Genomic DNA, 23274 nt, shown 5'->3' with positions numbered 1-23274 from the left:
TCCATGTCCCGTATCGTCACCGTCGGCGCCGCCCAGCTCGGCCCCATCGCCCGCAACGACACCCGCAGCCAGGTCGTGAGCCGCCTGATTGCGTTGCTTACCCAGGCGAGCCAGCATGGCTGCGATCTGGTGGTGTTTCCCGAGCTCGCGCTCACCACCTTCTTTCCGCGCTGGTACTTCGAGGACCAGGCCGAGATCGACCAGTTCTTCGAACGGGAGATGCCCGGGCCGGAGACCCGACCGCTGTTCGAGGCGGCGCGCGAGCTGGGCATCGGCTTTTACCTCGGCTATGCGGAGCTGGCCGAGGAGGAGGGGCGCACGCGCCACTTCAACACCTCGATCCTGGTCGACAAGACCGGCGCGATCGTTGGCAAGTACCGCAAGATCCATCTTCCGGGCCATGCCGAGCACGAGCCCTGGCGCCAGTTCCAGCATCTGGAGAAGCGCTATTTCGAGACCGGTAACCTCGGCTTTCCGGTGTTCCGCGCCTTCGGCGGCATCATCGGCATGGCGATCTGCAACGACCGCCGCTGGCCGGAGACCTACCGCGTGATGGGGCTGCAGGGGGTGGAGATGGTGCTGATCGGTTACAACACCCCGGTGCACAATCCGCCCGCGCCCGAGCACGACAACCTGTCGCACTTCCACAACCAGCTGGTGATGCAGTCCGGCGCCTACCAGAACGGCAGCTGGGTGGTAGGTGTGGGCAAGGCGGGTAACGAGGAGGGCGTGATGCAGATCGGCAACTCGATCATCGTCGCGCCCTCGGGCGAGATCGTCGGTGCGTGCTCGACCTTGGGCGACGAACTGGCGGTGGCGCGCTGCGACCTCGATCTGACGCAGTCGTACAAGAGCACCACCTTCAACTTTGCCCGCCACCGCGAACCGCAGGCCTATGGCCTGATCGTGGAGCGCAAGGGCGCGGTCCTGCCGCCGGAGTGATGCAAACAAGGCCTCGGCGGCGCAGGGCGCCCCGAGGCCTTTCCTTGCGGACGAACAGTCGCTCAGCGGTCGATCGGCACCAGTACCACCGGTACGTCGGCCTTCATGGTCACCTTGTGTGCCACCGAGCCGATCAGCAGTTCGCCGATCGCGCTATGACCGCGCGAACCCATCACGATCATGTCGGCCAGGGTGTGCTTGGCCATGTCGAGGATCTGGCGGGCGGGTTCGCCCTCCAGTGCGCGCACGCTGGTGAGCACCGACTTCACGTCCATGTCGGGGTGAGCCTCGGCGAAGATGTCGATGCGCTGCTGCAGCAGGGATTCAGCCTGGTTGCGGCCGGCGACCTTGATCTCGTCCAGCGTTTCCTTCTTGATGAACTCGGTGAAGGGCAGGGAGGTGGTCGGCGTGGTCACGGTGACGGCGTGCAGCTTGGCGCCGAATCTGAGCGCGAGGCCTACGGCATGACGGAACACGGCAGGTGAGCGCGGGGTCAGGTCGGAGGCGTAGAGGATGGATCTGATCTCGTAGGACATGGATGTCTCCGTGGAATCTCGTGGGCTGGCGTGGCGGTTTCTCAATGGCGCGGCTTGGGCAGCACGGCATCGAGGACGAGGGCAGCGAGCGCAGCCGGGATGAGGCCGGACTTCAGCAGCAGGGCGACCTGCTCGGGTACGGCGGTGCTGATCTCGGGCACCAGCGGCAGGCCCACGCCCAGGCTCAGCGAAACGGCCAGGATCAGCATCGAGCGCTGATCGAGCTCGTTCTCGGCGAGGATCTTGACGCCCGCCGAGGCGATCATGCCGAACATCACGATGGCGGCGCCGCCGAGCACGGCCGGGGGCATTGCCGAGGCCACCGCCGACAGCTTGGGGAAAAGGCCGAGCACGATCAGCACGATGCCGCCGATGGTGACCACGTGGCGGCTGACCACGCCGGTCAGTGCGACCAGGCCGACGTTCTGCGCATAGGCGGTGTTGGGCAGGGTGTTGAAGACCGAGGCAAAGGCGGTGGCCACGCCATCGCCCATGACGCCGCCCGAGAGCTCCTTGTTGGTGGCGGCACGCTTGGCGCCGCTGACCGTGATCGCCGAGATGTTGCCGATCGTCTCCAGGCCGACCACGAACATGATGATGCACATGCCCAGGATCGCGGTGGGCGAGAACTCCATGCCGAACACCATCGGCTGCGGCACGGCGAACCAGGCGGCTGTCTCGACCCTTGAGAAGTCCACCCAGCCCAGCACGATCGCGACGATGTAGCCGCTGACGAGACCGACCAGCACCGAGGCGAGCTTGATGAAGCCGCGGCCGAACTGGTGGCAGCCGATGGTCACGATCAGCACGAACAGCGCCAGCAGCAGGTGATGCGGCGCGGCAAAGTCTGGTGCACCTACGCCGCCAGCGGCGTAGCGCAGCCCGACCGGCATCAGGATGAGCCCGATCAGCAGCACGACGATACCGGTCACTACCGGCGAGAACAGGTGGCGAACGCGGCCCAGGAAGGCACCCAGGAACACCTGCAGCAGGCCGGCAACCAGCGATGCGCCGAGTACCGCGGGCAGCCCGAAGGCCTTCGCCAATGGCAGTGCCACGGGCAGGAAACCGAAGCTCGTGCCCTGCACGATGGGCAGGCGGGCGCCGATGGGGCCGATGCCGATCGACTGGATCAGGGTGCAGATGCCGGCGACGAAAAGGGCCACCTGGATCAGGAAGATGCGCTCGTCCATGGTCGCGCCGATCACGCCGGCGATGATGATCGGGGGGGTGATGTTGCCGACGAACATCGCCATGATGTGCTGGATGCCGAGCGGAATCGCGCGCGACAGCGGCGGCATGTAGTCGGGTGAGTGCTCGTCGACGGCCGGGCGCGGCGGGTTGGCCGGGTCGGGGTAGGCTGGGGTCGTCCCGCTCATTGTGGTGTCTCCGTGTCTCTGGCGCTGTGGCCTGGTTTGTCGTTGTCGGCCTGCTCGCAGGCGTGTTGCTTCCAGTCGTGCAGTACCCGCAGTTTAGGAGCGGACCCCGATTCGGAAACTGGCGGCCTCTGATAGCACTTATACGTCCCGGCTTATAGCTGCATAAGCAACATGCACGCGCTACCATCGAGCACTGGGCCGGGCGTCCGTTGAAGCGGGCGCTGCCTTGCGCCCCGAGGACAACACATGAAGCTCTACATTTCGCCGCGCGCACCCAATCCGCGCCGGGTCCAGATGTTCATTGCCGAGAAGGGCATCAGGGGTATCGAAGAGGTGGTCGTCGAGATCGGCAAGAACGAGCATCGCAGTTCGGACTTTCGTGCCAAGAGCCCGCTGGCCAAGGTGCCGGTGCTCGAACTCGACGACGGTCGCATGCTCGGAGAGACGCGCGCCATCTGTTCCTATCTCGAGGGCTTGTATCCCGAGCCCAACCTGATGGGGGCAAGCTTCGAGGAGCGCGCCTTCATCGAAATGGCGGACCGGCGCATGGAGTTCTACCTGTTCGGTGGCATCGCCAACTGCATCCGCCATACCCATCCCGGCCTGGCTCCTCTGGAGCAGCCGCAGTTCCCTGAGTTCGGCCGTTCGCAAGGCGAGAAGGTGCGCGAGGTGGCACGCTGGCTGGATGAGGAACTCGCGACGCGCGCCTTCGTCGCCGGCGAGCGCTTCACCATTGCCGACATCACTGCCTTCTGCGCGATCGAGTTCGCCCGCGGCCTGATGAAGTTCAGGCCGGGGACCGAGGGGTTGGACAACCTTCAGGCATGGCGCGACCGCATCGCCGAGCGACCGAGCGCGAAGTGCTAGGTCCAGCGTGCCCGTCAGGCATCAGGCCGATAGGGCTTTCCGAGCGAGAGCGGCGAGTTCAGCCGGATCGTGTTCACGTTGCGCGAGATCACCACCAGGACCACGATCGTTGCCCAGTAGGGCAGCGATGACAGGAACTGCGATGGGAAGTCGATCTGCAGCCCGGAGCCCTGGATGAAGAGTTGGGTGATCATCACGCCGCCGAACAGGTAGGCGCCGATCATCACCCGCAATGGCCGCCAGGTAGCGAACACCACCAGCGCGAGCGCGATCCAGCCGCGGCCGGCGACCATGCCTTCTGCCCACATCGGCGTGTAGAACACCGACAGGAAGGCGCCGCCGATGCCCGCCATGGCGCCGCCGAACAGGACTGCCAGATAGCGGATGCGGATCACCGGGTAGCCGATGGCATGCGCCGAGGCGGGCGATTCGCCTACCGCGCGCAGCACCAGGCCTGCACGGCTGCGGTAAAGGAACCACAGCAGGCCCCAGAACAGCGCCCAGGAAAAGTACACCAGCAACTGCTGGTTGTAGAGCGCCTCGCCGATGAGCGGGATGTCGGCGATGAACGGGATGCGGATCGGCGGCACTGCCTGCAGCGCTACGGCCTCATACGGTTTGCCCACGAATGCGGCCAGGCCGACGCCGAAGATCGCCAGCGCCAGCCCCGAGGCGACCTGGTTGGCCATCAGGGTGAGTGTAAGCACGCCGAACAGCAGCGCCATCGCCATGCCGGCGCTCATGCCGGCCAGCACGCCCAGCCAGGGGCTGCCGCTGTGATGGGTGATGGCGAAGGCAGTCACTGCGCCCATGGCCATCATGCCTTCGGCGCCGAGGTTGAGCACACCGGCCCTCTCGCTTACCAGTAGTCCCAGGGCAACGATGATGAGCGGTGTGCCGGCCACCACGGTGGCGAACAGCATCGAGGTGAACAGGTTGGCGTCCATGGGCGTTCCCGCTTCAGGCGGCGCGGCGGCGCAGCCGCAGGCGGTAGTTGATGAAAACGTCGGAGCCGAGCAGGAAGAACAGCAACATGCCCTGGAATACCATCGAGATCGAACTCGGCAGGTTGAGATACTGCTGCGCCTGCTCGCCGCCGATATAGAGCAGCGCCATCAGCAGACTGGCGAGCAGGATGCCGAAGGCGTTCAGTCGCCCGACGAAGGCAACGATGATGGCTGCGAAGCCGTAGCCGCTGCCGACCTTGTCGGTGAGCTGGCCCATCGGCCCTGCGACCTCGCCCATGCCTGCGATGCCTGCTGCTGCACCGCCCGCGAGCAGGCCGGCCCAGATCATGCGCGAAGCCGAAAAACCCGCATAACGCGCCGCTGCCGCGGCTTCGCCTGCCACCCGCATGCGAAAGCCCGTGAAGCTGTGGTTCATGAACACATGGCCGGCGACCAGCAGGCCGATCGCGATTGCGAAGCCCATGTGCAGCCGCGTGCCCTCGAGCAGCATCGGCATGGTGGCGGCGTCGTCGAACATCTTGGTCTGCGGAAAGTTGAAGCCGTCCGGATCCCGCCATGGCCCGAACACCAGCCAGGACACGAACAGTTGCGCCACGTACACCAGCATCAGCGACACCAGGATCTCGTTGGCATTGAAGTGCGTGCGTAGGAAGGCCGGGATGCTCGCCCACAGCGCGCCACCGAGCGCCCCCGCGGCCACCATTGCCGGCAGCAGCAGGCTGCTCTGGCTGCCGTCGAAGTACAGAGCCACGCCGGTTGCCGCCACTGCCCCGAGCATGAACTGGCCTTCGGCGCCGATGTTCCACACATTGGCGCGGAAGCCTATTGCCAGGCCGATTGCGCACAACATCAGCGGCGTCGCCTTGAGCAGCAGCTCGGAGACGGCGTAGAGGTCGCGTACCGGGTTGAGGAAGAAGATGCGAAAGCCCTCGATCGGATCCTTGCCGAGCGCAAGGAAGAGCAGCATGCCGCCGACCAGGGTGAGTGCCACCGCGAGCAGCGGCGACAGCCAGGGCATCAGCCGCGAGGGTTCGGCACGGGCTTCGAGTTCAAGCATGCAGTGACTCCGCAGGCGTTGGCGCAGCAAGTGGTTCGTCGGTCTCGGCCCCTGGCCACAGGCCGCTCATCCACACGCCGATGTCCTCGACCGTCGTCTGCGCAGTGGGGCGGGCGGGAGACAGCCGGCCCTTGGCGATGACGGTGATGCGGTCGCAGATCTCGAACAGCTCGTCGAGTTCTTCCGAGATCACCAACACGGCACAGCCGCGGTCGCGCAGGTCGATCAGGGCCTGGCGGATCAGCGCTGCGGCGCCCACATCGACGCCCCACGTCGGCTGTGCGCACACCAGCAGCCTGGGTGCTTGCAGGATCTCGCGGCCGACGATGAACTTCTGCAGGTTGCCGCCCGACAGCGACTTTGCGGGTGCGCCAGCGCCGCCGCACTTGACCTTGAACGCCTCGATGCAGCGCTCGGCGAAGGCGCGCGCACGGCCCGCGTCTACAAGACCGCCGCGCACCAGGCCCTGTGTGTGCGAGGCTGTGAGCAGGGCGTTGTCGGCCAGTGCCATGCCGGGTACGGCGCCGCGCCCCAAGCGCTCTTCCGGAACGAAGCACAGGCCGAGCTTGCGGCGCTGGCCAGGCTTGAGGCGGCCTGCCTCGACATTGCAGATCTGCACCGGGAAGCGTTCGGCCAGCGGCTCCTCACCCGAGATTGCGCGCAGCAACTCCTGCTGGCCGTTGCCCGACACGCCGGCAATGCCGACGATCTCGCCAGCATGTACCTCGAGGTGGATGTCCTTCAGGTCGACGCCGAAAGGGTCGTCGGCAGCGTGCGACAGACCTGCCAGGCGCAAGCGCACTTCGCCGCTGGCGGCGGCCTGCGAATGCTCGCAATGCGGCAGCTCCTTGCCAATCATCAGGCGTGCCATGGACTGAGGGGTTTCCCGGGCGGGTTCGCATTCGCCGGTGACCTTGCCGGCGCGCAGGACTGTGGCCGTGTGGCAGAGCTCGCGAATCTCGTCGAGCTTGTGGCTGATATAGAGGATGGAGCAGCCTTCGTCCGACAGCTGGCGCAGGGTCTCGAACAGCTTGCGCACCGCCTGCGGCGTTAGTACCGAGGTGGGCTCGTCCATGATCAGCAGGCGCGGGTCCTGCAGCAGGCAGCGGATGATCTCCACGCGCTGGCGCTCGCCTACCGAGAGTGCGTGGATGTGGCGGCGCGGATCGACCGGCAGGCCATAACGCGTCGACACCTCGGTGATGCGTTCGGCCAACTCGTCCAGAGCCTGGGCGCCGGGCAGGGCGAGGGCAACGTTCTCCACCACGGTCAGTGTTTCGAACAGCGAGAAATGCTGGAACACCATGCCGATGCCCAGGCTGCGCGCATGCGCCGGGCTGGTGACCTGGACGTCCTGCCCCTCCCAGAAGATCTGGCCGGCGCTGGGGCGTGTGACGCCGTAGATCATCTTCATCAGCGTGGACTTGCCGGCGCCATTTTCGCCCAGGATGGCCCGGATTTCGCCGGGTCGGACGCTGAGGTCGACGCGGTCGTTGGCGACGACAGTCGGATAGATCTTGCTGATCCCGCTCAGCTTCAGCCGCGGGTTGCTGGCCGCGCCAGCGATGCTGGCAGGGGGGTGGGTCATGGTGTTCACTGGGCTCGGTGAGTCATCCCGCGCGCGTCTGGACGGCGCAACGTCGCGACGATACGCGTCCAGTAGCCGCGTAGGCAAGTCGTCGCCAGGTCACGACGGCGTCGCGGCTTGTGTCACGCGGGCAGCGCCTGGAAGGGGTGTGCGTTTTCGGCTTGAGGAATACCTTGTTTCTGCTACCATCCGGGTTGTGATGTTGCGCTGCAGCATATTGCTGTCGTTTGCCGATGGCGCGACCTGATCCCGTTTTTTCAAGGAATACCCCCATGCATGTCCGTCGTTTTCCGGGCGTCGCCTCGCTGGCTGCGCTCGTCATTGCCGTTTCTGCGCCCGCTGCGCTGGCTGGTGAGTCGGCAGCGGCCGTCCGTGTCAAGCTCGACCGGGCGGCCACTGCACCGCTGGCCGTGATGCTCGACCAGCAGACCGGCGGACGCTACGAGTACCTGGCCGACGAAGGCTGGCGTTTTGCCGGTCAACGCGCCGAGGCCGCCCTCGCACCGGCGCAGGCCGGTGAAAGCGTCAGCCTGTTCGTCGACGTACCGACCGGTTTCGTCTTCAACTATGTGGTGGAGCAGGGCTGGGTATTCGCCGGTACCATCGGCGAGCCACAGTGATGGGCTGAGGCCTTGCGCCGCGGGCGCACGCGACTGCCTTCAGTCCGGCGTCGCCTTGTCATCCGCGTTGCGTTCTGCACTTGGGGTGACATGGGTGTCGTGTTCGAGCGACAGGGTCTGGGCGCGCTTGAGCTCGTCCGGGCTGAGCTTTATGGCGATGCTGTCGCGCTCCTGAACGCCATTCATGTTGAGTGCGGCGGCGGCGCGGTTGAACCACACATACGCTTGTACCGCGTCCTGCGGCACCCCGATCCCGGCGCGGTGCAGGCGCCCCAGTTCGACCATGCCCTCGGGGTCGCCCGCCTCGGCAGCGGCCGCAATCCAGCGTGCTGCGAGGTCGTAGTTCTGGGTGATGCCCACACCGTTGCGGTAGAGCTTGCCAAGCAGGATCATCGCGCCCGTGTGCCCGCCCTCAGAGGCGCGCTTGAGCCAGCCCAGGGCTTCCAGCGTTGCCTCCTTGCCACGCGCAGTGTCGAGCAGCGCCGCGCGTCCGGCGCGGAACTGAGCCTCTGTATCGCCGCGTGCAGCGGCCTCGATGTGCGTGCTTGCCGCAGCGCCGACGGGCGTCCCTGCGGACGGCGCCTCCGGCACGGATTTGCGCCCCTCGAGCAGGACCACGACCACGCCCGCGACCAGCGCAACGACCGCAAGTCCAGCCAGGCCCGCGAGCAGCAGGAAGCTGCGCCGTCCGGCAATACTGCCGGAGTGCCGGCCGACGAAGCGGTTGGCGCAATTCAGGCAGCGGTATGGATGCTGGCCCGGGTTGTCTACCTTTTCCTGGTGCGAGCGCCAGCGCGACTCGCGACAGTCGGTCGAGCCGCACTTCGGGCAGGTGATCGTGAGGGGTGTGCTGCTCATTGCGCGACTCCGCTCAGGATTTCCAGGCCCACATGATCAGCACCACCGCAATGACCACCAGCAGCGTGCTGCCACCGATGGCGGCGATCAGGGGGTTGTGTTGCAGAAGGTTCCTGCGGCCTGGCCCGAAGAAGCGATGCACGCAGGACATGCAGCGGTAGGGCGTTTCACCCTTGTGTTCCCGGCGCTCGTCTTCGGAGCGCCAGGGAGATTCGCGACAGTCCGTGCCGTCGCAGCGGGGACAGGTTGGCATGGTGCAGGAGCGCATGCGCCCCGGCCAGCAACTGGCCTGGGGCGCTTCGTGTAGTTATGGGCAGAACGCATTATATGAGATGCGACCTGACCTCAGCGAGCTCCCGCGTTGGGCTCAGCCGCAGGTTCCAACCGCGCCGCAGGCGGTGCAGAAGTCGCAGCCGTCCTTGCGGATGACGGTATGGTTGCCGCACTCGTTGCACAGCGCGCCCTGCATCAGCTTGGGCTCGTTGTCGTCGCGCGGCGACTCGAGGATGCCCATCTCGCGCGTCGGGTAGCCCTTCTCGTCGAGCACGCCGAGCATGGCGTAGCGGTGGATGATGAGCTGGGCCAGGTAGGCGACCGTGCTGGGCCAGTTCTGCTGGCGGCGGGTGCCCGGCACGAAGGCCATGAAGTCGCCCAGCGGCTCGGGATAGTCGAGCAGCTTGCGCAGCTTCATGCCGATCCAGGCCGGGTCCATGACGCGCATGTCGAGCGACAGGATGCGTGTCAGACCGTCCAGCGCGCGCGGATAGTTGCCCGACAGCCACACCGAATACGGGCGGGTGACGCCGTCCGGCAGGGTGATCTCCTTCAGGCCGAGCACGAAGTCTTCACCGGTGGCCGGGTTGTAGATGTCCACCGTCCACGACAGCGTGCCGTCGGTGCCGGTCTTGGGCTCTTCGAGGCTGAACAGGGTGTCGAGCACCGAGTTGCTGTCGTCTTCCTTGTCAAAGACGCCGAGCTTCTCGCAGCGGTAGTTCACCGCCTGGGCAAAGGCCGAAACAACGCCGGGCACCAGCTTCTTCTCGCCGTGCGGCGGGAAGGGCATCTCGAACGAGCGCTCGCCGACGGTGCGTGCCAGGGTGTCGAGCTTGAGCTTGAGCCAGCCGCGGTCGTTGGCGCGCATGTCCATCGACAGCGTCTTGGCCACCGCACCCAGGCCGCGCGGCTGGTCGGCACCGTTTACCCACACTTCGAACGGGAAGCTGCCGCCGTTGTTGCCGACCTGGCCGACGAAGAGCGCGAAGCCGCCGCTCGGGGTGTTGAGCATGTAGGTCCACGCCAGGTTGCCGTCGGGCAGATCCGGACGGCCCGGCCAGCGCAGGCTGGACAGCACCGGTGCGGGCAGGTTCTTGATCGACAGGCGCTTGTTGGCGTCGGCAATCTCGACGTCGTGCGGCTGCTTCTGCTCGGCGGTCGGGGTCACCGACAGCACCGAACCCAGCACGTTGTTGGGACGGTAGGTGGCCAGCCCCTTGAGGCCCGCCTTCCACGCGGTGAGGTAGAGGTCTTCGAACTCGGCGTAGGGGTAGTCCTCGGGCACGTTCACCGTCTTGGAGATGGACGTGTCGACATAGGGGGCGACGGCGGCGACCATGTCCTTGTGTGCCTGCGCGGAGATCTCCAGCGCAGTGACGAAGGATTCCGGCAGCTTGTCGACGTTGCCGCCGAGGTGGCGGTACAGGCGCCACGCGTAGTCCTCGACCGCATACTCCTTGAAGGTGCCGTCGGCCATGCGCTTGCGGCGGGTGTAGGTGTAGGAGAAGGGCGGCTCGATGCCGTTCGAGGCGTTGTCGGCGAAGGCCAGGCTGATGGTGCCGGTCGGCGCGATCGACAGCAGGTGCGAGTTGCGGATGCCGTTCTTGCGAATCTTGTCCTTGACCTCGGCCGGCAGGCGCGAGGCGAAGTTGCCGCCAGACAGGTACAGGTCGGCGTTGAAGAGCGGGAAGGCGCCGCGTTCCTTGGCCAGGTCGGACGAGGCCAGATAGGCGCGGTTGCGCATGAACTCGGAGATCTTGCGCGCTTCCTCGCGTGCTTCGGGCGTGTCGTAGCGCTTGCCGAGCATGATCAGCGCGTCACCCAGGCCGGTGAAGCCCAGGCCCACGCGGCGCTTGGACTGCGCCTCGGCATGCTGTTGTTCGAGCGGCCAGTGGGTGGCTTCGAGCACGTTGTCGAGCATGCGGATGGAGACGTCGACCACCTTGCCGAACCCTGCATAGTCGAACTCGGCCTTGTCGCTGAACGGGTTCTTGACGAAGGGCGTCAGGTTGATCGAGCCCAGGCAGCAGCAGCCATAGGGCGGCAGCGGCTGTTCGGCGCAGGGGTTGGTGGCCTCGATGGTCTCGCAGTAGTACAGGTTGTTGTCCTGGTTCATGCGGTCGAGGAACAGGATGCCCGGCTCGGCGTGATCGTAGGTCGAGCGCATGACCTGGTCCCACAGGTCGCGTGCACGCACCTTGCGGTACACCCACAGGCCGTCGTCGCGCTGGTAGGCGCCGGCTTCCTTCAACTCATCGGTGGGCTCGGCCTTGTGCACCAGCTCGACATCGCCGTTGGCCTCGACGGCCTGCATGAAGGGGTCGGTGACGCCGACCGAGATGTTGAAATTGGTGAGGTCGCCGTGGTCCTTGGCGTGGATGAACTCCTCGATGTCCGGATGATCGCAGCGCAGCACGCCCATTTGCGCGCCGCGGCGTGCACCGGCGGATTCGACGGTTTCGCAAGAGCGGTCGAACACGCGCATGTAGGACACCGGGCCGGAGGCGTTCGATGCCGTGCCCTTCACCAGCGCGCCCTTGGGGCGAATCGACGAGAAGTCGTAGCCGACACCGCCACCGCGACGCATGGTCTCGGCGGCCTGGGCCAGCGCGGTGTAGATGCCGGGGCGGCCATCGACGGCCTCAGTGACCGAGTCGCCGACCGGCTGCACGAAGCAGTTGATCAGCGTGGCGGCCAGCGTGGTGCCTGCGGCGCTGTTGATGCGGCCAGCGGGAACGAAACCTTTCTCCTGCGCTTCGAGGAACTTCGCTTCCCAGTGGGCGCGCTTGTCTTCGGACTCGATCGCGGCAAGCGCACGGGCAACCCGGCGGCGCACCTCGGCAACGGTCTGCTCGTCACCCTTGGCGTACTTTTCGACCAGAACCTCGCCGGAGATCTCCTGCATCGGCAGGTTGGCGGCAGAGGGTTTGATGGTGCCTTGGTTGTGTGCACTCGTGGACGCGCTGGTGGTCTCGCTCATGGCTTTTTTCTTCATCCGTGGTGGGTCTTGGAACGGACTGAAGAATAGCGCGGAAAGCGGGATTTCGCAAAAAAATAAAATCCTTTTAAAACATGTATTTATATTTTTAGTTTGTGTTTCAAATTTTACGAATGCACTACATGTAGTAGCTCTGTGTTCTCTTTTTTGGGCAGGAAAGCCAGTGTTTACGCGGGTTTTCGGCTGCCGTGCGCCAGCTAGTGTGCAGAGGAGAAGAACAGGTTCACATAGGCCGCCAGGTGCAGTTCGGCTTCCTCGCGAATGTCGGCGAGTTGCTCTGGCTCGAGCTCGAGCAGTGGCCAGATGTCCGCCTCGAGGCTCGCCGCCGCATCCGCGCTCGACTGATTGCGGCGTTCGGCCTCGACCACGCAGCGGGCCAGGCTGAGGAGGGCCGCTTCATTGCCGTACTCGCCACCCAAGCGGGGGCAGAGCTGGGTACCGATGGCCCCCGCAAAGCTTGGCGGCAGCTGCCACAGGTCGGCCAGCGCAGCCCCGATCTCGCTGAAGTCGCAGCCGACGACTTCGCGCTCGCTCACGTCCAGGGCCTTTCCGTCGCGCTCGGCGGATTCGCGTGCGGTTGCGGCGAGTTCGGGAACCGTCTGGTACATCACCAGGTGGCCGATGTCGGCCAGTAGTCCGATCACGAACAGACGTTCGCTGCCGGGCAGGCCGCGGCGGCGGGCGGCCGCCCGTGCCGCCAGCCCGTTGAGCATGCTGTCGCGCCAGAAACGGCGCATGTCGAGGCGGGCAGGGCGCACGCCTGCAAAGATTGCATGCAGGGACATCGCCAGCACGAGGTCATGTACCTGCTGCAGGCCAAGCAGCTGGACGGCGCGATCGACGTCGGCAATACGTCCGCGGTAGCCGTACATGGCACTGTTGACCAGCCGTAGCAGGCGTGCCGTGAGCGCGGGATCGGCCGCCACCAGTCGTGCCACCTCGCCGATCGAGCCGGCGGGCGAGTCGAGTTGCTGGCGAACGCGTTCGTAGACGTCGGGCAGGGCGGTCAGCGCCTCGACCTGGCTGACGAGTTCCTGTGCGGAGTGCATGGCTCAGTCCTTTACGGCAGTGGCAGCATCGGCGGCGCCGGGCGCTTGCGCTGCACATGGTCGCGTGGTGTCCGTGCCCGTCGGTGCGCGTCGGCGTACGTCTCGGCAATCGGAGCTTTCCTCCCTGGAGGCGGGTCCGATTATGCCCGAGGACGCCGGCCAGGGCAGTCGTACGAGGCGACGGAGGTCATTCCCGCGCTGGCAACCCTCGGCCGTCTGCCGCAACTGGTGCATGAGCCCATGAGGAGACCCATACGAAAAAAGGAGTATCGACGGGGTCATGGTTGCCTTGAGGATTTTTTCGAGGCCGCTCACAAGAGCAGGGCAGGCGGCTGATGAATTGACGCATATAGCGTGCAGCGCCTGTCCCTGATCGCCGTGGGGGCAGCGGAACGCAATAGGTAGAACCATCTAGCGTCCTGCCTTATTTCCCCAATTTTTGTATGGGTATCGGAAGCCTAAAGTGTCATCCACGTCAACGGCCCGTGGAGTACTGAAATGAAAGAGGCTTTGGAAACCCCGCCATGCGCAGCGCCAGCCTCGGCTTCACGCCGCAACTTCCTGCGCGGCGTGCCGGTAGTGACTGCTGCGGCGGTAGCGGTGCCCACCCCAGCGATCGCCAGCACAGCCAAGCACCAGTGGGCGATGCTGATCGACGTCCGCAAGTGCATCGGCTGCCAGGCCTGTACGGTGTCCTGCATCCAGGAGAACGCGGTGCCCGAGGGCAGCTTCCGCACCGTGGTGTCGACCTACAGCGTCAAGCTCACCGACAGCGCCCAGCCCGCCGGCACCTACGTGCTGCCGCGATTGTGCAACCACTGCGACAACCCGCCCTGCATCCCGGTATGCCCGGTGAGCGCCACCTACAAGCGCGAGGACGGCATCGTCGCCGTCGACGGCGACCGCTGCGTGGGCTGCGCCTACTGCGTGCAGGCATGCCCCTACGACGCGCGCTTCATCAACCACGACACCGGCAAGGCCGACAAATGCACCTTCTGCGCCCACCGCGTGGATGCCGGCCTGTTGCCCGCCTGTGTCGAGACCTGCGTCGGCGGCGCGCGCATCTTCGGTGACATCAGCGACCCTGAGGGCGAACTCGCCCGCCGCCTGAAGGAGACGCAGCCGCAGCTCAAGGTGCTCAAGCCCGAGCTCGATACGGCGCCGCGGGTGTTCTACATCGGCCTCGACGAGCGCTTCACAGGCAAGGTCGAGGGCCAGGGCACGCTGTGGAAGCCCCGCAGTCTGCCGCACGCCTGAACCGCACGCGAGGAGATCCAACATGAACCCGAACATTGTCGAAACCATCAACGTTGCGCGCGAAGTTGCGTGGCTGCCGTGGGCGGTGCAGTACTTTTTCCTCATCGGCCTGTCCTACGGCGCGTATCTGCTGTCGCTGCCGGGCGTCGTCTTCCGCCGCCCGGGCTGGGCTGGTATCTCGCGTCTGGCCCTGCTCGGCGCACTGGTGTGCGGCCTGGCCGCACCGGTGGCGCTGCTGGCGGACCTGCACCAGCCCGGCCGCTTCTGGCATTTCTATGCTTATTTCACGCCGACGTCGTGGATGTCGTGGGGCGCCTTCTTCATCCCGGTGTATCTGGGCGGGCTGCTCACCTACGCTTGGCTGGCCTTCCGCCCCGATCTGGCGCGCCATGCGCAAAGCGGTGGCAAGCTCTCCGGCTTGGCCAACGTACTCGCCTACGGCGGCCACGACAGCCGTGGCGCGCTCAAGGCGGCGGCGCTGCTCGCCTTCGTCGGCGCCGCGCTGGTGGCGCTTTACACCGGCGCCGAGGTTGCGGTCGTGCAGGCTCGTCCGCTGTGGAACACGCCGCTGCTGCCACTGCAGTTCTTCGTCACCGCCTTCGCTGGCGCGGTCGGCCTGGCACTGCTGTTCAACCGCTTCAGCGTGCGTGACCAGGCTGCCAATCGCCGCATGGCCGGGGTGCTGGCCGCGACCCAGGTGGTGGCCCTGGCGGTGGGAGCATTGTGGCTGGCGCTCGGGCTCTCCGGCGTGTCGCCGGTCCATGCCCAGGCCCTCGCCGAAGTCGGTCCCTCGGCCAACTGGCAGTTCTCGGCGGCCTGGGCGGTGACGGCCACCGTGCTCACCCTGTTGCTGGCGTGGAAGTGGCCCGGGTCCGGCCTGCTGATCGGCCTGCTGGCGCTGCACTCGGCGTGGATGATGCGCTGGTCCATCTTCATCGGTGGCCAGGAGGTGCCCAAGACCGGCGCCGGCTACTACACCTATTCGCTACCGCTCGGCCCCGAGGGCCTGATGGGCATCGTCGGCACCGCCGGGCTGTGGGTCTTCCTCTTCGTCCTCATCACCACCTTGCTGCCGCTCGACCGCCTCGCGGCCGGCGACACCGACAAGGCTGCCGCCTGAGCGCGGGCGACCAAGGAGATACATCATGAAAATCGAACGTCGTGAAATCATCGCCGCCGGTGGCCTCGCCGCCTTCGTTGCCGGCTTCTCGCAGACTCTGGGCCGCATGGTGGCCAACTTCACCGGCCCCGAAGAGAAGAAGATCGCCGAAGGCCGGCACATCCACGGCCGCTCGGCCGAACCGGAATTCACCGTCGATCCGGTGAGCGGCGAATTCACCCCCAACCCCAACCAGCAGGTCAGCTACACGGCCTGCCTGGGCTGCACCACCCAGTGCGGCGTGCGCGTGCGCATCGACAAGGCCAGCGGCCAGGTCATCCGCGTGGTCGGCAACCCCTACAGCCCGCTGTCGACCGAGCCTCACCTGCCGATGAAGGCGTCGGTCAAGGAGAGCCTGGTCGCCATGTCGCGCTTCCAGGACAAGGGCCTGGCCGGGCGCTCGACCGCCTGCGGCCGCGGCAACGCGGCGATGGACCAGATGAACTCGCCTTTCCGCGTGCTCACCCCGCTGAAGCGCGTCGGTGCGCGCAACTCCGGTCAATGGCAGCCGATCTCCTTCGAGCAACTGGTGAAGGAAGTGGTGGAAGGCGGCGACCTGTTCGGCGAGGGCCATGTCGATGGCCTGGCCGCACTGCGCGACCTGGAAAAGCCGATCGATGCCGAGGCCCCCGAGTTGGGCAAGCGGGTGAATCAGGTCGCGGTGCTGACCAGCGTCAATGACGGCCGCGAGAACTTCAGCCGCCGCTTCTGGAACCAGGCCTACGGCACGCTCAACCACGTCGGCCACGGCTCCTACTGCGGCGGCGCCTACCGCTCCGGCTCGGGTGCGTTGTTCGGCGACGTCAAGCGCATGCCGCACGCCAAGCCCGACCTGGCCAATGCCGAATTCGTGCTCTTCATCGGCACCGCGCCGGGCAACGCCGGCAACCCCTTCAAGCGCACCGGCGGCATGCTCGCCAAGGGACGTGCCGAAGGCCGGCTGGATTACGTGGTGGTCGACCCTGTGCTGAACAACTCGCACAACCTTGCCGCCGCCGAGCACGGGCGCTGGGTGCCGATCCGTCCGGGCACCGACGGTGCGCTGGTGATGGGCATGATGCGCTGGATGTTCGACAACGAGCGCGTGAACACCGCCTACCTTGGCTGGCCCAACCTCAAGGCCGCTCAGGCCGCGGGCGAGCCGTCCTTTACCAACGCCGGCTGGCTGGTGATCGCCGAGGACGGCCACCCGCGCCAGGGCCGCTTCCTGCGCGGCTCCGACATCGGCATGGAAGTCGCGGCGGAGGAGAAATACAAGGACGCCGACCCCTACGTCATCGCCACCGCCGGCGGCGAGCTGGTTGCGGCCGAAACCGCGACCGTGGCGGCGGTGCTGGAGGCCACGCGGGTGATCGAGCTCGGCGGCAAGCCGGTGACGGTGAAGACGCCCTTCGAGCTGCTGCGCGAATCGGCGCGTGCGCTGTCGATCGCCGAATACTCGGCCGTCTGCGGCATCCCGGAGGACGTGATCGTCGGCCTGGCTGACGAGTTCACCCGTCACGGCCGCAAGGCGAGCGCGATTGCCCACGGCGGCATGATGGCCGGCAACGGCTTCTACAACGCCTACGCCGTGGTCACGTTGAACGCGCTGATCGGCAACCTGAACTGCAAGGGCGGCTTCGTGATGAACGGCGGCGGCTTCAAGGACAATGGTGCCGGCCCACGCTACGATCTCGAGACCTTCCCGGGCGAGCTGAAGCCGTCCGGCACCCCGCTTGGGCGCAACGTGGCCTACGAGCGCTCGACCGAGTTCAAGCGCCGCCAGGCCGAGGGCAAGCCCTATCCGGCTAGCGACGCCTGGTTCCCCAACGCGCCGGGCTTGGGCACAGAATGGTTCACCGGTGCACTGCGCGGCTATCCCTATAGCCTCAAGGCTTTGGTGCTGTGGAGCTGCAACCCGCTGTACGGCATCACCGGCGTGCGCCCGCTGATCGAGCGCGACCTCGCCGACCCGAAGAAGCTGCCGCTGATCATCTCGGTCGACCCGCTGATCAACGAGAGCAACGCCTTTGCCGACTACATCGTGCCCGACTCGATCATGTACGAGAGTTGGGGCTGGGCCGCGCCCTGGAATGGCGTGCCCACCAAGGCCACGACCGCGCGCTGGCCGGTGGTCGAACCCAAGGCGGACAAGACCCCCGACGGTACGCCGATCGGCATGGAGACCTTCTACATCGCGCTCGCAAAGGCGATGAAGCTGCCCGGCTTTGGCGGCGAGGCGATCGCCGACATGGACGGCAAGCGCCATCCGCTTGAGACGCCCGAGGACTGGTACCTGCGCGGCGGCGCCAACATCGCTTTCGCTGGCAAGGCGCCGGTGGCCGACGCCACCGACGAGGATCTGCAGCTCTCCGGTGTCGATCGCCTGCGCCCGCAGCTGGAGGGCGTGCTCAAGCCTGAGGAGTGGCGCAAGGTAGCCTTCCTGTTCACCCGTGGCGGGCGCTACCAGCCGGCCACCGAGGCGCAGGACGCGGAGCAGCCCGAGTGGCAGGCCAACCGCTTCACGAAGCCGCTGTGGCTGTGGAACGAGATGATCGGCAGCGCGCGCAACACGCTCTCCGGCGCGCGCTTCCTCGGCTGCGCGCAATGGACGCCGCCGGCCTTCTATGACGGCACGCCGATGCGCGAGGTGCACACCGAGGCGGACTGGCCGCTGCAGATCATCAGCTACAAGTCGGCGCTACAGAACTCGTACAGCATCGCTACCCGCATCACCGGCCTGCACCCGGACAATCCGGTGGTCGTGCATCCGGTCGATGCCGAAAAGCAGGGCCTGAAGACCGGCGACGCCGCGCGCATTCGCACCCCGGGCGGCGCGGCGGCATGCACGGTGATCGTGCATGAGGGTGTGGTGCCCGGGGTGATGGCGATCGAGCACGGTTACGGCCACCTCGAACTGGGCGCACGGGCGCATCGGATCGGCGACCGGGTGCAGCCGGACCGCCCCGACCTGCGGGCGGGCATCAACCTCAATGACCTCGGCCTGTCCGACCCGACGCGTGGTGGCAAGGGCATCTGGGTGGATGCGGTGTCGGGCACCTCGGTGCGCCAGGGTATTCCGGCCCGGCTTGAGCGGGTGTGAGGCCAGAAGTCCGCGACTCGACCGGTTCGATTCGCGGCTGCCGCCGTGCCATGGGATCGATGCAAACGCAGGCGCGCCGGCAGAGGTGTGATTGGGCGGTCGCGTCTCAGTCCAGGCCGGCGGGGTCCGCGCGCAGCATCAGGCGCGCGAGCTCGGCGGCGCTGCCGACTCCGGTCTTTTCCATGACATGGTGGCGGTGTACATGCACCGTCTTCTCGCTGATGTCGAGCTCTCGCCCGACCAGCTTGTTGGGTAGCCCCAGGGCCACCAGGCGGGCGACCTCGCGCTCGCGTGGCGACAGGCGCTCTAGAATCAGCCTGGCCTCCTCGCAGCGCGCGCTGCGGGCGCGAGCCTCACAGCCGAGCTTCACCGCACGGCCGACAGCATCGATCAGGGCCTGGTCCTTGAACGGCTTTTTGAGAAAATCGCAGGCGCCGTGCTTCATCGCTTGGACCGCCAACTCCACGTCACCATGTCCGGTGATGAATACGATCGGTGCCTCGAAGCCGCGCTGGTGCAGCACCTGCTGCAGCTCCAGTCCGCTCATCATGGGCATGCGGATGTCGAGCACCAGGCAGGCCGCCTGGGTGGGGACGGCTACGGCGGAGAGGAAATCCTCGGCAGAAGCGTGGGCAGCGACCTGCCAGCCCATCGATTCGAGCAGGAAGACGGTCGAGCGTCGAAAGGCGGCGTCGTCGTCGATGACGTGGATCAGAGGTTCTTCGTTCGGGCTCATGCGTCGGTGGGTTTCGCTGTGGATTGAATGTACCGCTTGGCTTGCGGCAGGGTGAGCACGAAGATGGCGCCCGGTCCGTCGTCCGGAATATCCGCGCTCAGCCGACCGCCGTGGGCTTCGGCGATGCCGCGGCAGATCGACAGGCCGAGTCCCATGCCGTCGGCCTTGGTGGTAAAGAAGGCCTCGAAGAGCCGGTTACGCGTGGCTGCGTCGATTCCGACGCCGTAGTCGCGTACGCGGATGTGCAGGCTGTCGGCGTCGGTGTCGAGCGTCAGCAGGATGCGCTGGCGTGCGACGGGCAGCCCGTGGCTGGCGTCCCAGGCATTCTTGAGCAGGTTGAGTATCACTTGCTGGATCTGCAGGCGGTCGAACTCGGTGCATGCATCGGCCGGTAGCTCGTCGGCGATCCGAACCTCGGGTGCGTGCGCCAGCATGCCGCGAAAGAGGGCGACAGTCTCATCGACGACGTCGCGTACGGGCTGGCGTTCGCGGCTCGCGGCACGCTTGCGTGCGAAGACGCGGATTTGGCCCAGGATGCCCGCGGCGCGTTCGGCCTGGCCGGCAATCTCGCCACCTGCCTCGCGCACTGCAGCTTCTGTCAGGCGCTGGTTGTCGGCTCGGCGCACCAGGCTGTTGGCGTAGTTTGCGATGGCGGCCAGCGGCTGGTTGAGTTCGTGGGCGAGGGTGCCCGACAACTCGCCCAGTACCGACAGGCGCGAAAGGTGCTCCGCCTGCTCCTGTGCGGCATGCATGTGTTGCGTCAAAGCCTCCCGCTCGGCGAGAGCATGGCGTAGTTCGGCGGTGCGGCGCTGCACCAAGTGTTCGACACGGACGGTATAGATGATCCAGCCCAGGAGCAGCAACGCAAAGCCTGCTACCCATGGCCAGTAGCGTTCGGCCAGCGCCATCAGCGTGGGGGCACGCAGGTAAGCGTAGGGACCGATCTCGAGGCGCCGGAACAACTCGTGGACCGCCTGGTAGTCCGCCGGTACCGCCCATGCCAGGCCGTCACGCTCGGTACGCATGCCGAGCAGCGCGATCGCGACCATACGTGAAAGCTCTGGGGACGTGTGGCGCAGGGCGGCGAGTGGCCAGTCGGGGTAGAGCGGGGTGGAGCTGGCGCAGGCGAAGCCAGGCTCGTTGCGCGGCGACAGTACGCGAAAACGCTCCTGCCAGTCCGCCCGGTTCTCGAGCAGGCAGCTGCGCAGCACGCCCGCATCGGCCAAGCCGGCGTCAAGCGCTGCGACTACGCCGCTCATCGGGAAGCCGACTTCATGCAGGGCGGCGAGATGCCGCTCGGGCGACAGGCCGAGTGCGTCGAGCTCTCCCCACAACATCTGGAAGCCGCCGAAGCCTTCACGGCCGACGATGGCCAGGCGCTTGCCCCGCAACTCGGCGAGGCTATGAAGCGGGCTGTCTGCCGGTACGATCACCGCAGAGCCCAATGCACGCTCGGGTGATCGTCCCCCGCCGGCGTCGAGCGTGAGGATTCGACTGGCGCCGAGTTCAGCTTCGAGCTCGACGTAGTGTCCCGGGTTGGTGATGATGAAGTCGAGTTCGCCTTGGCTCGCAGCAAGGCGCAAGCCATCATGGTCGAGATGGACGAGTGCGGGGGTGTGTCCAGGCAGGCTGGCCTGCAGCCGGCGTAGGACGGGTGACCATTCTTCGACTGCGGCTTCCGAGCCGAGGAAGGCGAGCACGCCAATGCGCAGGGGCTGGGCTGCACAGGCGGGTGCCAGGGGCAGGAGAGCAAGCAGCATGCACCCCAGGGCGGCGCAGAGGCGAGAAACATAAAGAGGCCTGGACATGGGTGCAAAATCGCTGTTTGCGGCAGAGGCGTCAAGCCCGCTGGCGCATGGATCTCGGATGAGGGGAGGAGCAGGGCATGAAGCTGCTGAGTTGGAACATCCAGTGGGGGCGTGGGGCCGATGGGCGGGTGGACCTCGCCCGCAGCGCGGCGGCGATCCGGGCGGCAGGAGACTTCGACGTCATTTGCCTGCAGGAGGTTGCGTGCAATTTCCCCGGGCTGGCAGGCGGGGCGCGGGAGGATGAAGCCGCTGCGCTGGGCGCGGCCTTTGCGGGGTATGAGGCTGTCTATGCGGCGGCCGTCGATCTGCCGGACGGCGAGGGCGGGCGTGCCCGCTTCGGCAACCTGCTGCTGTCGCGCCTGCCTGTCGGACAGGTGTTCAGGCACCTGCTGCCTTCGCCCGCGGACCCGGCGTACCCGGCGATGCAGCGTGTGTGCGTGGAGGCCGTGGTGCAGGCGCCGTGGGGCGCGCTGCGGGTGATGACCACGCACCTGGAGTACTACTCGGCGGTCCAGCGTCGCGCCCAGGTCGAGGCGCTGCGCGGTCTGCAGGCCGAGGCAGCCGATCTGGCCGCGCGCCCGCCCGCACTCAAGGAGGCGAATCCGTCGTTTGCCGCGCCGCAGCGCCCGGCAGCGGCCGTGTTGTGCGGGGATTTCAACTGCGAGCCCGGTTCGGCCGAGCATCTTGCCATGCTGCAGCCGCTACCGGCGGCACCCTGGGGCGATGCGCGTGCGCACTGGGTAGACGCGTGGCAGCTCGTTCATGGCGCGCAGCCTCATGCGCCCACAGTCGGCCTGCATGGCGCCGAGTGGCCTGATCGCGCCTATTGCTGCGACTACTTCTTCGTCACCACCGACCTTGCGGCCCGTGTGCGCGAGCTGGAGGTCATGGCGGACACGGCGGCGTCGGACCACCAGCCGGTGGTGCTCACCTTCGAGGCTCAGTCTTCGAGCAGGGCCTGAACCACGGCAGCGGGGTTCTCGTCGAGCATGCCGTGGCCGCAGGCTGCAAGCACGACCAGGCGCGCATTGCCCTCTGCCTGGAGGGCGTCGGCGAGCGGGGTCACGGCCTTGAGCGGGGTCATGCGGTCGACCTCGCCGCACAGCAACAGGCTTGGGCCGCGGCGTCTGGCGGCGGCGGCCAGGCCGTCCTGCCAGGCGTCGCAGGCCGCCAGATCGGAGGCCAGTACTGCTGCGCCGTTGCGTTGCATGCGCGCGGTATTGGCTTCCTCCAGCGCCTGTCGACGGGCTTCGCCGATCAACTCCGCCGGAGCGAAGGAGAATTTGTTGATCAGGGCGTGCGCCTGTTGAGGGTCGTTACGCGCGGCATCGAGCACGAAGGGGGCGACCGGCATGGGCGCCAGGCTGCCGATCAACACCAGGCGGCCCACCCGTGTAGGGGCCGAGTCCGCTGCGGCGAGTGCGACCAGCGAGCCCATGCTGTGACCGCCGAGGTCGAAGCGACCCAGGCCAGCGGCGTCCGCGAATGCGAGCACCCAGTCCGCCATGGCATCGATGCCGAGACACGCGTCGCCGCTTGAACTGCCATGTCCAGGAAGATCGACGGCGATCGTGCGCCTGCCGGCTTGAGCCAGGCCTTCGGCAACAGCTTGCCAGATGCCGCGGTCGTGTCCGGCACCGTGGACAAGGAGCAGGGGGTGGGCCGTCGTCGGGCCAAAATCGTCATAGGCGGCCATATGGCCGCGGAGAGGAATCGTAGGCATGGATGTCTCTGGTGACTTGCAGCTTGCATCAATGCGCCCGGCAGCTTGTGCGGCAGGGCTTGATGCACGGTGAGTGGGGTGCGGAAGGGGGTGCGGAAGGTAGCCGGGCTGCGGCTCGACGTGCAAGGCCCGATGCGTCAGGCGTATTCGTCAGGGTCCAGCATGTGCTCGATGGCGGTGATGCGATCCTTGAGCGCGAGTTTGCGTTTCTTGAGCCGGCGCAGCATCAGCTCGTCTTCCGAGGGCTGCTGCGCAAGGCGCGTGATCGCATCGTCCAGGTCCCGATGCTCGCTGCGCAGCTCCTCGAGGCGCCCGCGCAGGCTGGTGACCTCGTCGAATTGCTCGTCCGTCATGAATACGCTCCCCCGATCTGG

At 66.7% G+C, this 23274-nt stretch carries 20 protein-coding genes; 7 read left to right on the top strand and 13 right to left on the bottom strand.

All coding sequences use genetic code 11. The annotated features are described in order from the left end of the window. Positions 1–3: 3 nt before the first annotated feature. A complete protein-coding gene (locus tag C662_RS13705) occupies positions 4–942 on the top strand; it encodes an N-carbamoyl-D-amino-acid hydrolase (RefSeq protein WP_002930203.1) in 939 nt (312 codons plus the stop codon). Positions 943–1004: 62 nt separating this feature from the next. Here the strand turns inward: C662_RS13705 and C662_RS13700 are convergent, their stop codons facing one another. Together C662_RS13700 and C662_RS13695 are read right to left on the bottom strand one after the other, a co-directional pair. Beyond that, positions 1005–1478, bottom strand: coding sequence for a universal stress protein (locus tag C662_RS13700; RefSeq protein WP_002930200.1), 474 nt, complete (start codon positions 1476–1478; stop codon positions 1005–1007). Positions 1479–1519: 41 nt separating this feature from the next. Then, the gene (locus C662_RS13695) at positions 1520–2857 is read right to left on the bottom strand and encodes a uracil-xanthine permease family protein (protein WP_002930198.1); all 1338 of its coding nucleotides are present in this window, start codon (positions 2855–2857) and stop codon (positions 1520–1522) included. Between the two features lie 246 nt (positions 2858–3103). On the opposite strand from C662_RS13695, the gene C662_RS13690 reads away from it, so the two are divergent. After that, positions 3104–3724, top strand: coding sequence for a glutathione S-transferase family protein (locus tag C662_RS13690; RefSeq protein ID WP_002930195.1), 621 nt, complete (start codon positions 3104–3106; stop codon positions 3722–3724). A 14-nt stretch (positions 3725–3738) separates the two neighbouring features. On the opposite strand, the gene C662_RS13685 is transcribed toward C662_RS13690, so the two are convergent. From C662_RS13685 to C662_RS13675, 3 genes are read right to left on the bottom strand one after another with little or no spacing between them, the layout of a single operon-like run. Next, on the bottom strand, positions 3739–4671 hold the full coding sequence (locus C662_RS13685) for an ABC transporter permease (RefSeq protein ID WP_002930189.1): 933 nt from the start codon (positions 4669–4671) through the stop codon (positions 3739–3741). A 13-nt stretch (positions 4672–4684) separates the two neighbouring features. Continuing rightward, complete coding sequence (locus C662_RS13680) at positions 4685–5749, bottom strand: ABC transporter permease (protein WP_002930187.1); 1065 nt, start codon at positions 5747–5749, stop codon at positions 4685–4687. Then, complete coding sequence (locus C662_RS13675) at positions 5742–7337, bottom strand: ABC transporter ATP-binding protein (protein WP_198291817.1); 1596 nt, start codon at positions 7335–7337, stop codon at positions 5742–5744. Before C662_RS13675 ends, C662_RS13680 begins: the two co-directional genes overlap by 8 nt. Before the next feature lie 272 nt (positions 7338–7609). On the opposite strand from C662_RS13675, the gene C662_RS13670 reads away from it, so the two are divergent. Next, the gene (locus C662_RS13670) at positions 7610–7957 is read left to right on the top strand and encodes a hypothetical protein (RefSeq protein WP_002930182.1); all 348 of its coding nucleotides are present in this window, start codon (positions 7610–7612) and stop codon (positions 7955–7957) included. 39 nt (positions 7958–7996) lie between these two features. On the opposite strand, the gene C662_RS13665 is transcribed toward C662_RS13670, so the two are convergent. From C662_RS13665 to C662_RS13650, 4 genes are all read right to left on the bottom strand, one after another. Continuing rightward, positions 7997–8815, bottom strand: coding sequence for an SEL1-like repeat protein (locus tag C662_RS13665; RefSeq protein ID WP_002930179.1), 819 nt, complete (start codon positions 8813–8815; stop codon positions 7997–7999). A gap of 13 nt (positions 8816–8828) precedes the next feature. After that, positions 8829–9068 carry a hypothetical protein gene (locus C662_RS13660; protein ID WP_232431641.1) on the bottom strand — a complete coding sequence of 80 codons (240 nt, stop codon included), beginning with the start codon at positions 9066–9068 and terminating at the stop codon, positions 8829–8831. A gap of 114 nt (positions 9069–9182) precedes the next feature. Next, positions 9183–12068, bottom strand: coding sequence for an adenosylcobalamin-dependent ribonucleoside-diphosphate reductase (locus C662_RS13655; protein WP_002930173.1), 2886 nt, complete (start codon positions 12066–12068; stop codon positions 9183–9185). A 215-nt stretch (positions 12069–12283) separates the two neighbouring features. Then, positions 12284–13135, bottom strand: a complete 852-nt coding sequence (locus C662_RS13650; RefSeq protein ID WP_002930170.1) for an HDOD domain-containing protein — start codon at positions 13133–13135, stop codon at positions 12284–12286. Between the two features lie 498 nt (positions 13136–13633). Between C662_RS13650 and dsrO the strand changes: the two genes are divergently transcribed. From dsrO to C662_RS13635, 3 genes are read left to right on the top strand one after another with little or no spacing between them, the layout of a single operon-like run. Next, positions 13634–14392, top strand: a complete 759-nt coding sequence (gene dsrO, locus C662_RS13645; protein ID WP_002930169.1) for a sulfate reduction electron transfer complex DsrMKJOP subunit DsrO — start codon at positions 13634–13636, stop codon at positions 14390–14392. A gap of 22 nt (positions 14393–14414) precedes the next feature. Further along, positions 14415–15512: an NrfD/PsrC family molybdoenzyme membrane anchor subunit gene (gene nrfD, locus C662_RS13640; protein ID WP_002930168.1), complete on the top strand. Its 1098-nt coding sequence runs from the start codon at positions 14415–14417 to the stop codon at positions 15510–15512. A 25-nt stretch (positions 15513–15537) separates the two neighbouring features. Next, positions 15538–18633: a molybdopterin dinucleotide binding domain-containing protein gene (locus tag C662_RS13635; protein ID WP_002930167.1), complete on the top strand. Its 3096-nt coding sequence runs from the start codon at positions 15538–15540 to the stop codon at positions 18631–18633. A 106-nt stretch (positions 18634–18739) separates the two neighbouring features. Here C662_RS13635 and C662_RS13630 read toward each other — a convergent pair whose 3' ends face one another. Both C662_RS13630 and C662_RS13625 read right to left on the bottom strand, forming a co-directional pair. Beyond that, positions 18740–19369 (bottom strand): response regulator transcription factor, encoded by a 630-nt coding sequence (locus tag C662_RS13630; protein ID WP_002930165.1) that lies wholly within the window; start codon positions 19367–19369, stop codon positions 18740–18742. Continuing rightward, on the bottom strand, positions 19366–21129 hold the full coding sequence (locus tag C662_RS13625) for a sensor histidine kinase (protein ID WP_002930163.1): 1764 nt from the start codon (positions 21127–21129) through the stop codon (positions 19366–19368). The genes C662_RS13630 and C662_RS13625 overlap by 4 nt, the downstream gene beginning before the upstream one ends. A 125-nt stretch (positions 21130–21254) precedes the next feature. Here C662_RS13625 and C662_RS13620 point away from each other — a divergent pair, with 125 nt between their 5' ends. After that, entirely contained in the window at positions 21255–22139 is an 885-nt protein-coding gene (locus tag C662_RS13620) for an endonuclease/exonuclease/phosphatase family protein (protein WP_002930162.1), read from the top strand. On the opposite strand, the gene C662_RS13615 is transcribed toward C662_RS13620, so the two are convergent. Together C662_RS13615 and C662_RS13610 are read right to left on the bottom strand one after the other, a co-directional pair. Further along, complete coding sequence (locus tag C662_RS13615; protein ID WP_232433275.1) at positions 22118–22900, bottom strand: alpha/beta fold hydrolase; 783 nt, start codon at positions 22898–22900, stop codon at positions 22118–22120. The genes C662_RS13620 and C662_RS13615 overlap by 22 nt on opposite strands. A gap of 137 nt (positions 22901–23037) precedes the next feature. Then, the gene (locus C662_RS13610) at positions 23038–23253 is read right to left on the bottom strand and encodes a YdcH family protein (protein ID WP_002930158.1); all 216 of its coding nucleotides are present in this window, start codon (positions 23251–23253) and stop codon (positions 23038–23040) included. Positions 23254–23274: the final 21 nt, after the last annotated feature.

The organism is Thauera sp. 28, from assembly GCF_000310145.2.
GTDB lineage: Bacteria > Pseudomonadota > Gammaproteobacteria > Burkholderiales > Rhodocyclaceae > Thauera > Thauera mechernichensis.
This window is presented reverse-complemented; position numbering and strand designations above follow the sequence as displayed.